This is a genomic window from Trinickia violacea (genome assembly GCF_005280735.1).
In the GTDB taxonomy this organism is placed as follows: Bacteria; Pseudomonadota; Gammaproteobacteria; order Burkholderiales; family Burkholderiaceae; genus Trinickia_A; species Trinickia_A violacea.
In genome coordinates this window covers 1,639,771-1,653,027 of sequence record NZ_CP040077.1, presented here as the reverse complement: position 1 = coordinate 1,653,027, position 13,257 = coordinate 1,639,771, and the positions used below count along the sequence as shown (strand labels likewise).

Below are 13,257 nucleotides of genomic sequence, written 5' to 3'. Positions count from 1 at the left end.
TGGTGAAGCGCGGTGCAGTCGCACGACTTCACCTGCTTCGTCATGACGCGTTCACCGCATCGCCGGGTAGCAGCGGCGCATTGCTGCGCCGCCGCCCCCTCAGAACGGAGCGTGCAAGTTTCCCCGCACTCCGCTCAAGCCTTTCAAAACCTATAAGGAATAAGCCGGTTCCACAACTGAGTGTCTGAGAGCACGCGCGTTCCGATGGCAGTCCGGATGTAGCATCTTCAGGTTACCGACCGCATCCGTGCCACCGTCGATTTTACGAATCTCGTGGAACAAACGCCACCCACTGGATTTCGTAATCATCTGACAGCAAACTGGACAGGCCCGGTCCTGTGCGAGCCACAACCGGATCAGCCGCGTCCGGCCTTTGAGGGAGTCCGCCATTATGTTGCCAAGTCGAGCTTCAAAATAGCTTTCCCACTGCGGGTCGAACGGGTTAGCGACAGCCTGGATTTTCCGGTGCCGCCGGATCGGCGTGCTGGCAATATCGTATAGCGTCAGGAGTTCAGGCTTTCCCGTGCTGAGCGTTTTGCCGGTGGTCGTTCCAAAAACCCAGCGCTGTGCACCAACGGTCCAGAAATATTTCCGTTGTACCCAGCGTGCGCCTTTGTTCGGATGCCGACGCCGCGCCCAGCGCCATAGACACTGCCAGATCGCGTGACCAACTGCGCTGAAGATCTGTTTCGCCACAACATGACTATGATAGTTCGCCCATCCGCGAATCAGTGGATTGAGCACACGTATCAGTAGATCCTGTCGTAGCGCCGCGCTGCCTTTCACGACTCCCCGCAGCTTGCGCAGGAAGCGCTGAATGCTCTTTCTGGCAGGCTTGATCAACAGCTTGCCACCATACTTGCGAACATTCATGCCGAGGAAGTTGAATCCCTCGTCGATATGCGTGATCCGGGTCTTCCCCGGCGATAGTGACAAGCCACGTTGCGCCAGAAACTGCTCGACCATCGGACGAACTTCATTGACCAGCACGTCTTTCGTTGCACCGGTGATGATAAAGTCGTCTGCATACCGAATGAGATTGACCTTGGACGCATCGCGAACGTGCTTGCGGAACTTCGATAGCAGCATCCGTTCGAGTCCATCCAAAGTCATATTCATTAACGTCGGCGAGATAATGCCCCCTTGTGGGGTACCCGCTTCCGTTGCGTGAAAGACATGGTTGTGAAGGTAGCCAGCCTTCAGCCACCTCAGCAGAATCGCTTTGTCCATGGGGATGTGGGCGACCAGCCAGTCGTGCGAAATTTCGTCAAAGCAGCTACGGATATCGGCCTCCAGAATCCACCGCGCGCACTCGGGGCGGCCCAGCGCTATGAAGCACTGCTCGATTGCATCGGCGGCGGATCGGCTGACGCGGAATCCATAGGAATTCGGGTCAGCCTCGGTCTCCGCAACGGGCTCCAGGGCAAGCAGATATAGCGCCTGCTGCGCCCTGTCGACCATGCATGGAATTCCTAGCGGCCGCATTTTTGTCCCATCGGCCTTTGGGATATATATCCGTCTCAGCGGACGCGGCTGGTAGCCACGCCGTTTGAGTGACGACACTGCTTCGAGTCTGGACTTCGGTGTGGACCATGTGATGCCGTCCACGCCCGGCGTCCGTTTTCCCTGATTCTCAGTCACCCGTCTGACGGCGAGTGCCTTGCCGCTGAACGAGTGGGTCAGCAACCACTGTAAGGCTTTCACCTTCCCGCGCTTGCCGTCCTGTGTAGCCTTCACAATACGCGCCTGCAGCCGTCGGACCTCGCGATAACATCTGGCCCAATCAATGCCGTGCCAGTGAATGGCTAGATCGGAGGACGCACCTGTGCCGAACTTCTGCCCAGTCATCTGCATCTCCTCCTTTGACGGTTACTCAAGCTCTCTCGTGACGAAAGACCATGCAGAAGTCTGCCCGCTTTCGCGTGGGATGATGTTGCCTCGCGACTCAACCCCTATCCGTCCGGTTACAGGACAGCGTTCGCTTTCTCTGCACTCCCATGCCCGCATCACCAACAGCTTTCCTTACGGTTAACCTGCCCAATGGGCGGCGATACGGGGTTTCCTTGTTCCGCGTGGTTCGCACGAATGGTTTAGGTTCTGTCTGTCCGCCGGTAGTGCTGGTGTCCGTGCTGCCCCATTCAAGAGAGAGCAGTCCCACTACTTCCCGTGTTGGGCGGGGCCTATCAGTACCTTTGGCCCTTCAAAGTGACGACGTTTAGCGACAGTTCACGTGTGTTAACCATGCCATCCAGCCTTGCACCCCATCCGCATTGGCACTAGCAGACGCGCATCAGCCTCACGACTCAAGCGTGGCTTTCGCCGGGTTACTTTGTCCCGGTGGCTTCACACCAGATCGTTACCAATCTCGCATGCACCGGTAGGCTACGGGCAACGGAATGCCCGGTTTTCTGTCGCCAGACTTCGGCGATAAAACAACGAACTACGCGACCTCAAGTCGCAACTTAAACGCCTTGCCTGCCGTGAACTTGACCGTTTTCGCCGCCGCAATCTGCATTTCGCCACCTGTCAACGGATTGCGGGCGGTGCGTGCAGCGCGTTGCCCCTGCGAGAACGACCCGAAGCCAACCAGTTGCACGGTCTCGCCCTCCGTCACCGCGCGAGTGATGACGGCCAGCACGGCTTGGATCGTTTCGCCGGTCGCGGCCTTGCTCTCGCCAACGTCCGCTGCGACCGCGTCGATGAGTTCCTGTTTGTTCATGGATATTTGTGTTCAGTGAGGAAAACCTGCACCCTACCGCATCGCAGGCGTGACAGGCAAATACGGAGCAAACACGTGCGTGCCAGGGATGCCGGCCACGCGGCAACCGGGCGGCCGATTCCTGACCGACAGGAATCGACCTCCCCAAAGAACGCCCGCACGGCAGTCCTAATGCACCATTTCGCGATTCCCTTATACAGGCTCGCACCCTATGCAACGGTGATAGCTTGTACTATCACCGTTGCGTTTAATGGGCGGACAGGGCAGGCCAATTAATCATGTCTATCGGAGGATGTACCTTGCCGAGAGCGACCTACAGAAGCTTGACGTTCCGGAGTCTTTCCTAGAAGTTGACGAGACCCCGCCTCCGGGCCTGCTACCGTCAGCGGTAGTGCCTCAAAAGCACCGCCAGCGAAGCAAGCACCGCGAGGATGACGATCACAACCGGAACGCACAGCCGGCCTGCCACGATGGGCGCGTTCGGCACGCGGCGTTTGCGAGTCTTCTCTACGATGATGTGCTGGGGCATGAGCAAAACGAGAAAATGAAATGTCACATCGTGACTGATCCGAACACGGTGAATCGCAACCGATGCTGTTGACCCAACGGTAGTCAGTTGAGCAACGGCAGGGAAGGCCCCAGGTTCGCCGTAGACATCACGCCGCGTCGTCCAGCATGGTCCGCGTGCAGATGCTGGCTCCGCAATAGCAGCTGTATTGCGCGCGGATCTCGTCAGTGATCGCACCGTCCACGGTCAGGCCATAGCGAATGAAGAGTTCCGCACCCGCATCGATATCGGTCAGGGTCTCGATGAACACCCGCCCATCCTCTTCGATCGCCTCACAGTTCGCCACACACGCGTGGTTCAGCCAGCGCGCACTGTTGCCGCCGCGACTGCCGTCGATGACGCGGCCGTCCGACAACCCGAAGACAAAGGTATGTCCGACCATGCCGTTGCGCCTCAGCCGGCCAGCCGCCTTGCGCCAGCTTGTCACTTCCCCCGCGTATTCAAGCACACGCTCGCCCGCTGCGAGTTGACGTAACGCAAATACCCCTTTGCCATGAACCGGCGACCGCCGGACGACTACGCGCCGCACGATGATGGACCCCCTCGAATAACTTTGCCAAGCATACAACGTGAGTCGTGCGTGTCTCTAACCCGAATGCATGTTTCCAACCGTCGCTCGGCCGATACAACTGGTTGCCGCTAGTGCGCGGCAAACGCCTCCGTTTTGTCGCCCCCGCTTCACGTTGTCGCTGTGCAAGTAGATCGAGGTTGTACAAATGGATGCGTGACGGAGGTTGTTCTGCACCGTCGTGAGTTCCACGCCGCGTGCAGTATGGGCTCGTGCGACGCAGTTTGTCCGCAAACGGCGGATGATTGACAGTGGTCTGGTTTGCCGTCAGCCGAAAAAGACGCTTGACCACGTTTAAGAGCCGCACGCAGGTAATCGCCGTGGCGCCATCTTCGTCGAGATTCGGGATCAACGGCGTCTCGGGGTACCGGCGAATCGGTGTGACCGGTAGCCCACGTTCGACCAGGTAGCAATCGAGCGCCACGCGGGCGAACACCGGCAGCGCTACCTTGCCCGCCTTGCCGCCTTTTCCCACGACCTCGATCCAGGTGTCGCGAGGCAGCGGTAGTGACAGATTTGTTGCGCGCTACGGCGCCCAATCTGGCTCGCCGCGTTGCCGTCGAATGGCAAACTTGGATTACTCCACCATGCGCTCCCCCCCTATACTTGAGGGAAGCCGCGCGGAAGCCGGTCCTGATAACAGCACGGGGCTCGAAATCTCCCCATGGGACGCGGTAGCGGGGCCACGGAAACGCCTCCGACGAGAACGCGGGCGTTTTCTTTTGCGCGGTTCCATCCTGATAACGGTTATTCTCAGCATTGCAATTAATTGTTTGAAGGGTCAGTTCGTTCAGAACGCCCCCATTCCGCGGGAATCCGCTCGCACGACGGCCATCTTACGGTCGACCAATCCCCCGCCGCCTTTCGTCGGTCGCGCCGAGCTGCTCGGCCAGCGCTTTCCGCTCGATCCCGGCATGCTCTCTTGAGTAACGCCCCCTACGTAACCCCAATCGCTCCAGTCTGCCGGCGCAGAGGCCGCTCCATCCGATTCAGTCGCTCGCATCGTGGGCCCGACACCCACGCCAACAACAGCGCAATGTGGCAGGTCACCTGCCTGGCAGCCTATTCGTCCTCCTAAGTGCTATGCGACACGCATATGCAAAAACGTCGTTTGCGATAAATCCTCCTATCGCAAGCGTCTTCCGCGCGACCTAAACTGGTTGCATGAACCCTGCCTCTGTCCCCGTCCACCCGGTCGCCGGGCCGGGGAACCGACCTTCCGCCCGAACGGCTGCTGCCCTGCCCGACCTCCCCAACCTGGCCTCGCTCGCCGCGCTGCGCGCCTGGCACGAAGGGCTCACCGCGCGCGCCGCCGTCACGCGCTACCTCGGCCACGCCCGCAGCGACGGCCAGTCCTCGCGCGGCGTAATCGCCCGCATCCGCCGCCAGATAGTCGTGTGCGCCACCGCCCGTCAGCGCGACGATCTCGTCCCGCTCTTCACTCACCCAGCCGCCGACCGCACCCGGACCGCCGCACAAGTCGTCACGGCGCTCGATGCGCTGCGCGCGACCCCAATCCCGACACCGCGGCCCGCTGATACCGTCGGCCGGTGGCTCACGCCACGCGCGACGCGCGCGCTCGCCACCACCGGCGTCGGCACGCTCGTGGAGCTGACGTTGTTCATCCAGCGACGGCGGCGCTGGTGGCAGCCGATACCCGGGCTCGGGGTCACCGGTGCGCACGCCGTCGAGGCGTTCCTGATGGCGCACCCCGACCTCACCCGCCGCGCCGAGCAGCTCGTTGCTCTCAACCGCGCCGAAGGCGCGCTGCTTGGACCCTGGTCCCTCCAGTCGCTGCCGACCGCGCTCGACGGTTCGCGGGGGCGCTTCCGCGCGCCCGCCGACACGTGTGGCCTGGCCGCCACGAACGATGTCGAGGCGATCGAAGCGTGGCTCGCGCTGCACGAGGCGCCCCACACCGCGCGCGCCTACCGGCGCGAGGCCGAGCGGCTGCTCTTGTGGGGCCTCGTCGAGCGCCGCACGCCGCTCTCGTCGCTCACCACCGACGACGCGATCGCCTACCGCGCCTTCCTGCGGCGCCCGGCGCCCGCCGCGCGATGGATCGGGCCGCCGTGTCCCCGCAGTTCACCCGCCTGGCGGCCGTTCGTGCGGGGCCTCACGGCCCGCTCGACCGCCTACGCACTGGCGGTACTGCGCGCGCTCTTCGCGTGGCTCGTCAACCAGCACTACGTTGTCCTCAACCCGTTTGCGGGCGTCACCGTGCGTGGTGGCACCCCGCGCACGCCGTTCGATTCAGGACGGGCCTTAACCGGACGCGAGTGGAAGACCGTCCGAACGATCGCCGAGCGGCTCGAACGTGTCGGCTGGACCGACTCCGCCGCGCAGCGGCTGCGCTTCGTGCTCGATTTCGGCTACGCGACGGGTCTGCGGGCGCACGAACTCGTGGCCGCGACGCTCGGCGACATCCAGACCGATGCGCGCGGCGCGTTATGGCTCGAGGTGACCGGCAAGGGCGCGAAGCCCGGGCGCGTGGCGCTGCCGCCGCTCGCCCGCGAGGCATTGCGCCGCTATTTGAAAGCACGGGGCCTGCCGGTCGCGCGCGCCCGCTGGCATCCAGCCACGACGCTGGTGGGGGCGCTCGACGCGGCGCGCCGGGCGGTCCGGTATGACACGCAGGACAGTCCCGCTGGTGACGGCATCTGTGCGACGCGGCTGCGGCAAGTATTGGGTGAGTTTTTTCGGGAGGCCGCCGACCGTGCAGAAGCGCGCAATCCAGGGTTGGCCGCGAAGTTGCGGCACGCGAGCCCGCACTGGCTGCGCCATACGCACGCCACGCATGCGCTAGACCAAGGTGTTGAACTGATCGCGGTGCGCGACAACCTGCGCCATGCGTCCATTGCGACGACCTCGACGTATCTCCATGGCAACGATGCACGGCGTGCGCGTCAGCTCGGCACCGCATTTCGTCGAACAGCTGTGAGCGGAAAACCGATGCTCACGAGCGGGGTATAGAGCGAACTGCGAGGCCAATTTTTCGCGCACCGGTCCTGCGGCGCGGAGAAGGGAGTTTTTCAACACAGTAAAGGTACTGCGGTCCTTCGCTCGACTAGGTCGGCTGGCGTCTGGGCAGCAAGAGCTAGTGACCGTACTCGCGAGCAAGCCACGCGCCGACATCATTAATCCGCCGGTGCTTCGCGTAGAATTTCAACTCATCATGCATCGGCTTCACTGCATCGAGGAAGGCTCGCCGGTCCGTGTCTTTCCATCCGGGCACGCCGGCAACTGCACGTTCGAGCAGGCTGCCCAATGCAAATGGGTCCGCGTTTTCAAACTCTTGCCGCGTTGCTTGCGCGAACTGCTGCATAACCTTCCACTCATCCTGAAGCGCACGATGTCGCTCATCGTCGGATGCAATGGGCACGCCCGTCCGCGCTTGTTCGTCCGCCGCACGCCGTGCCATTGCATCGTTGACGAGCGCCACATGTCTGTCCAGCTCAGCAAAAAATGCGTTAAAACACGATGTCGCCAGATCGCGAAGTGTGATCCGGTGAAACGGATCGAGGCTCTTATCGATGTCGGCACCCCTTACGTCGAGGGACTCCAAAAGTGCTTGAATCCGCGTGACAAGGTCTTGGGTTTCAGGCTTAGGAATTGGGCCAGCCCACCGCCCCGCGCGGGCCATCAATTGAACTGAGATGTCAGCGAACAACTGGCTCGCCAGCCGCAACTTCGCGAGAAGCCGGTCGGCTTCCTCAATCTGTTCGTCCAATTTTTTAGTCTTGGCCTCAAAACCGAATCCCTTGATGAACTCAAAGTGGTTGATATTCGCGAGCAGCAAGATCAAGATGCCTGCCGACAGACAGGCAGTCGCGGCAGCGACGTGGTCAGCGATCGCGATCCACAGACCTGTGACAACTGCAGCAGCGCCGAGCAAGTTGCCAACGAGAGTTCTGGTTCTTTCCATAAGTTAGTTACCCTGTCCGATAGGCCGGTTTATTGCTGATGCAAATGAGCGCCTGGCCTCTCTCTTCTGGCAACTGCGTCGCCTGCGTTGCACCGAGTTCGGCGGCACTTGGCGCAGCGTTTCCCGTCGCGTTAAAACCTGCGACTCGCACATAACGGCGCAGATTGAAAGGCACAACCCCAACATCATCGACATCAGCATTACGGAATAGAAAGGCGCTCGCCATGACCGAACCGCCCCCTTTGATCTTTACAGGCGATGTAGCACACAAAGTGGTTCGACGGTCACTAGGCGAAAAGTTGAGCTTCAGGTAGACCTCCCACATCACCCTTTCACATCAAAGTCCACTGTGGATTCTTTGTCCGATGTACTTGAAAGTGAACGCGCCAGACATCGTGTGGGCCTATTGCCCGATGAGGTTGCCGGTCGTTGATCTGCTTGCACGAAGTGGTCAGTGGCACTTTCAACCGGTTCGACTATGGTCGCGCCTTTCGCAAGAGCGAAACAATCTTTGGACTGATCGCTTCCATCTCTACTTGGCCGCGAAGCATTTGAAATACCACCTCCGTCAGCGTCAATCCCAAGAGCAACTCAAGGGCGTGCCCGCCCTCGCCAAAAACGGAGACTTGCTCGAGGAAATCTGACGCAAGGAATACGTAGGTAGGGACGTTCTTTTCGAAGCCCAACCGACGACTCGCGACGCAAACTTGTCTGGACAATATCTCTTCGAGCGACACCGCATCATCAGCAACTTTTCGAATGTCGGTTGGCATAGCATCGATAGAAGCCACCTGTATAAGTAGCTCGTTGACGTCGGTACCCGATCCAATCAACTCGGAATATAGTTCGTTTTCGAATGCCTTAAGAAAAACGGCCAGCACGAAGCACGCGAGACTTGTCGCCGGCGTAACGTCAAGAGGAGACACTGAGAGGGTAATGCGCCTCCCCATATTCGCCACAACCGTCCAGCCGCGTGACCCGTCTCCTTCCTCACGGAACGAAATATCCGGTACATTGTTCACCACTGATTCCGCGAGCCGGTGATGTAGATAGGGTTGCTTGCTCTGTTTCATCACGGACGCAACCGCGATGCCCGCGTAAAGCACGCGCCATCGCTCTTTCCCCGCCTCCGTCGTACCTGAGAACTGCCTCAACCTCTCTACGCTCTCTTGCGCGAAGCCACGCTGCAACGTAAGTGACAGCCGAGAATACGCGTACTCAAGATGCATACCCAGCATTCCAATCAATGCTGCCTTCGGCGCAACTGACAAGATTCGCGGAACAAGCAGAAGAAAATCTTCCAGTAGGGATTCGGTCAACTTCTTTGGATCAAGGTCGAGGGCAAATGCCAAACCCCGCACGTATGCGGCACGATGATTGGGCAGCGCAATGCGTGTTGCATAGAGCAACCCACGACCGAAGTTGTCGAAGTCTCGGTCTTGCCAAAAGGAGTGCGCAGATGAGAAAACCGCTGCGACCGCGTCCTCCATCTTCCCAAGAGCTTCGAGGGCCTCTGCGAGTTCCCAGTAGGCGCGCGCCAACGCGTCGTGATACACGGAATCGCGAAGCATTGCTACGGCAGACAAGGCGTACAGTTCAGCCCGATGTCGACGGTCGGAGACACCTTCAACAACATCGAAGTCGTTGTAGATTTGAGCGACGAGTCTTGATGCGTCACCTTGTATATCTCGACGGTCACATCTGCTAGCAGCCAAGGCGGCCGCTTCGTAAGCCTCGATAGCATCCTCAGGCGCAGCCTTGCTTCTGAAGATATTGCCCAAATTAACGAGGTTTATCGCGCGCAGCGACTCATCACCGAGTTCTTCCGCTAACGAAATGGCTTCTCTAGCCAGCTTTTCTGCTTCATCAAAGCGCTTTGCGCTATGCATTCGACGCGTCAAAACATTGCAAAGCCATGCGCGCTGACGCCGCGCTTCAGGGTCGGCCTTTGTACGAGCCGCGATTCTTTGAATCAGACGTTCGGCTTCTTCTTCCGCGTCATCAGTTTCGGATAGCGCAGAGGCGAGATTGCGTTCGGCGAGGTCGGCGCCGTAATCGTCGCCTAGGCTTATAAACGTCTCCAATGTTGGGCGCAGGATTTGCACAGCATCGTCATAATTCTTTGAAGAAACATATAGCGCGGATAGTTCAAGACCGACTCTAGCCTCATCGAAACGGTTGCCTTTTTCCGCATATCGAGTTCTTATTTGCTTAAGCTTCTCGACGTCAGCCGCACTTAGCGCTCTACGCGCGTTCGCACTGACGCGCACCTCCTCGCAGAGGAGCAACGACTCTTCTCCGAGAGTTCGAGCAAACTCGCATGCCTGATCAAGCATCGCTGCAGCACGAACTGTGTTACCAACCACTTCCAACGGATAGACGAGAGACAGCATATGGTGAAGCACCTCCGACTTGCTGCCTTCGTCGATAGCCCAACTCAACGACTGCTCGACCAACGCTATCGCATTTTGCATGTCACCAAGCCGCACGGATTCACGAATGGCACCACCTACATACTTCCGCTCACTCTCATCATTCAATTTGCAAGCTATAGCGTATGCCAAACGAATTGCGCCCTTGTCTTCCGCCAGTTGTATCAAGCGCGTCGCGAAGAAGCGATGACGCTGCGGCCTCGCGATTAATTCCGCCATGACCGCTTCGATCGTTGAGTCGTCTATTAGCCGATATCCGCGGGCAGTGTCTTCAACGAGGGGGCCGAACTGCTGGATATCATCTGTCAATGCGTCAATGGAGTATTCGACATCGGCTCGTAGACGGAGAATTTCGTCAGCCGTTACATATGTCCGCGCAAGTGCAAGATAGCGCAGCACTTCGCCTGCTGATCCACGCACGTCAGCGGGGAGCAGTGCGCCAGGTTTCCTTGCGGCAAATGCGAGCGCGTTCTGGACATCAAGTGGAGTTCCGGCGAACTGTTCCGAAGTTCGCACGTGCGTTTCCGCGAATTGATTTCCTACTATGAGTTCGACTTCTTCCGCAGTAAGCGCTGGAATTTCAATGTTGGGGCTATCGCCAGACGTGCCCACGCTGGTAAATAAAAGAGTTTTGTCTCTCGCAAATCCCCCCCCATCCACGAGGGCGGCCCGAAGTTCCGCAACAAAGTCGCACTCGTCGACGACCAGTTTCGCTGATGAAGCTTCTGCCCAGGCTGACGCCAGCGCTAGCCGAGCCCCTTCAAGGGAGGAGTACGATGGCACGTGATCACGATCTCCTCCACTAACGAGCACCGTACATAGCGCGAATATCTCTTTTGGGGCGAGCCCCGTCGCTCGCAAAAGAATACCATCAAGATCTTCCGAGATTTGCGCTGCAAGCGTTGTCTTCCCCGCGCCTCGCGGCCCGTTTAGACATACAACGTATGAGTCATTAAGCGCATCTAGCACCCTCTTCTTTATCTCGTTCCTTGGGGCCATCGTTGCCGAGTGCGTCGCAGCTCGGGCGAGAATCTGCCTCGCCCCTTCCTCTAGCACTCCGCGCTGCGAAGTTGCCGCCAAAAATCGCGACGTGATGACTGCAGTCAGGTCCCGCTTGACGAATTCACCCAACTGTTCCGGCTCGTCGTAGAAAACCAGCGTCCGGCCGTTCCCGATCTCGTCGATAAGTTCTGCCAGCCGTGGTTCTCGTCCCTCCCTATTTCGCCAGACGTAGTAGACCGTATCGATGCCTTCCTCGAGTGCGTATCGATATTCGTCCTCTAGCCCGGAAATTTTCATATCGTTGGCCAGGTCGATATAGCCGTAGCCTGACCTGTAAATCGCCACCATAACGTCCGAATCGCTCAAACGTGAAAGATATAAATCGCGAGGCGGGTAGGGTCTGGAACCGATCGCTTCGAAAAGGATAGGTTGATGTCGAAGTTCACGTATCGCGTCTCGGATGACCTCGCGCTCTCGTCGACATTCCTCTATGCGCGAGCTGACGAATATCCGCAACTGGTCGCGCGTCGATTGGTACCTCCACGGCTTATTCATCGACGAAGCCCATCGAGAGGAACATTATCTGGCGCTCTTTGAACGGAACGTCTCGGATAGTTAGGTGCTGACTTCCAAGCGCGTACTCAACATCCAATTCAATTTGCTTGGCCACAACTTCAGGAATCTGGTCGGAAAGCTGGGTCTCGCCGTCCGCCCTTTCAGCATGATTCATCACCGCCTGCCAAAGACTCCTCTTCCAATCCCCCTTGATCCTGCCGTAATGACGGTCGCCTTTGTGAAGATAGTCACTCAGCATCAGATTGATGACGGCTTGAACAACCTGCACTTCCTTCACCAAATCGAATCCGGTGATCGCACGTACATTGGCAAGCAAATTCGAGCGTCGCACTCGCTCTCGTGACACTGGGAAAGCAATATCCAGCGTTCTCTCGCGCAATCTAGACAAATCACTGGGTGAAATATCGGGTTCGTTGGGGATGTCGCGCTTCCGCGCGGGCGCATCGAATTGAAAGCGCGGATCGTCGGGGTGATCATTCTCATCCAAAACCCGCAGGTCGAATTTCACAAATCCCTTCCACCCTTGAACCGTGCGCATGCCCTGAGGAGTCGTTCTTGCTGGGTCGCAAGTCGCAGCCAGGAATTTGACGGGGTGAAACGCCGTTGCGCAATAGTTCTTCAGGTCTCGCACCATTTCGTGGGTCGAATCGAGTCGTTTGATCCACGAAACATTGAGTGCGAGTGATCGATGTAGCCCTGCGTTTGGTAGCGTTCTGTAGAAGAGTCTGTGGACTTCCGGACCAACCCACAGGTCATATGTACCGTCCTTCTTGAGCAGGATTGAGATGTCGACGGCATCCCCGTCTTCGATACACCCCCACTGCTCAAACTGATGAAATGCGTCAACAAGTCCCTCCGGGTTAGTGCCTACAAGGGATATGACGGGCACTTGCTGCCTCGATCCGTCAATGTAATCGAGACCATATGCGCAGCCAATGACATTCGCGCGGACCAAAGCATCCCTAAATTCCGTGTTTGCCAGCGCAGCAAAGCGTGGTTGGTCGCCTAAGTCCATACCCCTATAGAATAGCTTTGCATCATTCCCGGCACCTCTTCTTTTTCTCCGCATATTGACCTTGGCCATCTGCAGTTCTCACTTCTTCGCTTGGTTTGTCAGAGCATGGGAAGCTTTCGATGGACTAACGTGTCCAACGTGGTCGTGCAACAAATTGCGTCAGGTTTTTCGAAACTTCATTTTCGGGTCACGATAAGGCAGCGCTTCAAGCATACCAAATGACTCGCGGGAAATCGTGCCAGTGCCTGCCCGGTATGCACTGATATGAAAGAATTAGAGACGGGTCGCGATGAGTGTCCAGCGAGGGGAGCTCGACGAGTAATCAATCAATTCGGCTGTCCGAGAGTAGGTATAGCTAAAGATTTATTGAGCTGCGTCGATAATCCCCAGAGAGATCTGAGACTACCCCTAAAAGAAAAGATCGCAGCCATTTCCTCATCGGGACAGACACA

9 protein-coding genes and 1 pseudogene are annotated in these 13,257 nt (G+C 58.4%); 1 reads left to right on the top strand and 9 read right to left on the bottom strand.

The genetic code is table 11. The annotated features are described in order from the left end of the window. Positions 1-150: 150 nt before the first annotated feature. From ltrA to FAZ95_RS39955, 5 genes and pseudogenes are all read right to left on the bottom strand, one after another. The gene (ltrA, locus tag FAZ95_RS07505; RefSeq protein WP_137331876.1) at positions 151-1,848 is read right to left on the bottom strand and encodes a group II intron reverse transcriptase/maturase; all 1,698 of its coding nucleotides are present in this window, start codon (positions 1,846-1,848) and stop codon (positions 151-153) included. A 592-nt stretch (positions 1,849-2,440) separates the two neighbouring features. Next, positions 2,441-2,719 (bottom strand): HU family DNA-binding protein, encoded by a 279-nt coding sequence (locus FAZ95_RS07500; protein WP_137331875.1) that lies wholly within the window; start codon positions 2,717-2,719, stop codon positions 2,441-2,443. Positions 2,720-3,101: 382 nt separating this feature from the next. Further along, positions 3,102-3,248: a hypothetical protein gene (locus tag FAZ95_RS39230; protein WP_175425540.1), complete on the bottom strand. Its 147-nt coding sequence runs from the start codon at positions 3,246-3,248 to the stop codon at positions 3,102-3,104. A 127-nt stretch (positions 3,249-3,375) separates the two neighbouring features. Further along, positions 3,376-3,816: an SET domain-containing protein gene (locus tag FAZ95_RS07495; protein ID WP_137331874.1), complete on the bottom strand. Its 441-nt coding sequence runs from the start codon at positions 3,814-3,816 to the stop codon at positions 3,376-3,378. A gap of 57 nt (positions 3,817-3,873) precedes the next feature. Beyond that, positions 3,874-4,348 (bottom strand): annotated as a pseudogene (locus FAZ95_RS39955) (site-specific integrase); the annotation flags it as partial. A 671-nt stretch (positions 4,349-5,019) separates the two neighbouring features. On the opposite strand from FAZ95_RS39955, the gene FAZ95_RS07485 reads away from it, so the two are divergent. Then, complete coding sequence (locus FAZ95_RS07485) at positions 5,020-6,828, top strand: site-specific integrase (protein WP_137331873.1); 1,809 nt, start codon at positions 5,020-5,022, stop codon at positions 6,826-6,828. A gap of 124 nt (positions 6,829-6,952) precedes the next feature. Here the strand turns inward: FAZ95_RS07485 and FAZ95_RS07480 are convergent, their stop codons facing one another. From FAZ95_RS07480 to FAZ95_RS07465, 4 genes are all read right to left on the bottom strand, one after another. Further along, on the bottom strand, positions 6,953-7,780 hold the full coding sequence (locus FAZ95_RS07480) for a hypothetical protein (protein ID WP_137331872.1): 828 nt from the start codon (positions 7,778-7,780) through the stop codon (positions 6,953-6,955). Positions 7,781-7,787: 7 nt separating this feature from the next. Then, complete coding sequence (locus FAZ95_RS07475; RefSeq protein WP_137331871.1) at positions 7,788-8,105, bottom strand: hypothetical protein; 318 nt, start codon at positions 8,103-8,105, stop codon at positions 7,788-7,790. Positions 8,106-8,256: 151 nt separating this feature from the next. Next, on the bottom strand, positions 8,257-11,769 hold the full coding sequence (locus FAZ95_RS07470; protein WP_137331870.1) for a DUF4062 domain-containing protein: 3,513 nt from the start codon (positions 11,767-11,769) through the stop codon (positions 8,257-8,259). Then, the gene (locus FAZ95_RS07465; protein ID WP_137331869.1) at positions 11,762-12,874 is read right to left on the bottom strand and encodes a hypothetical protein; all 1,113 of its coding nucleotides are present in this window, start codon (positions 12,872-12,874) and stop codon (positions 11,762-11,764) included. Before FAZ95_RS07465 ends, FAZ95_RS07470 begins: the two co-directional genes overlap by 8 nt. Between the last annotated feature and the right edge of the window lie 383 nt (positions 12,875-13,257).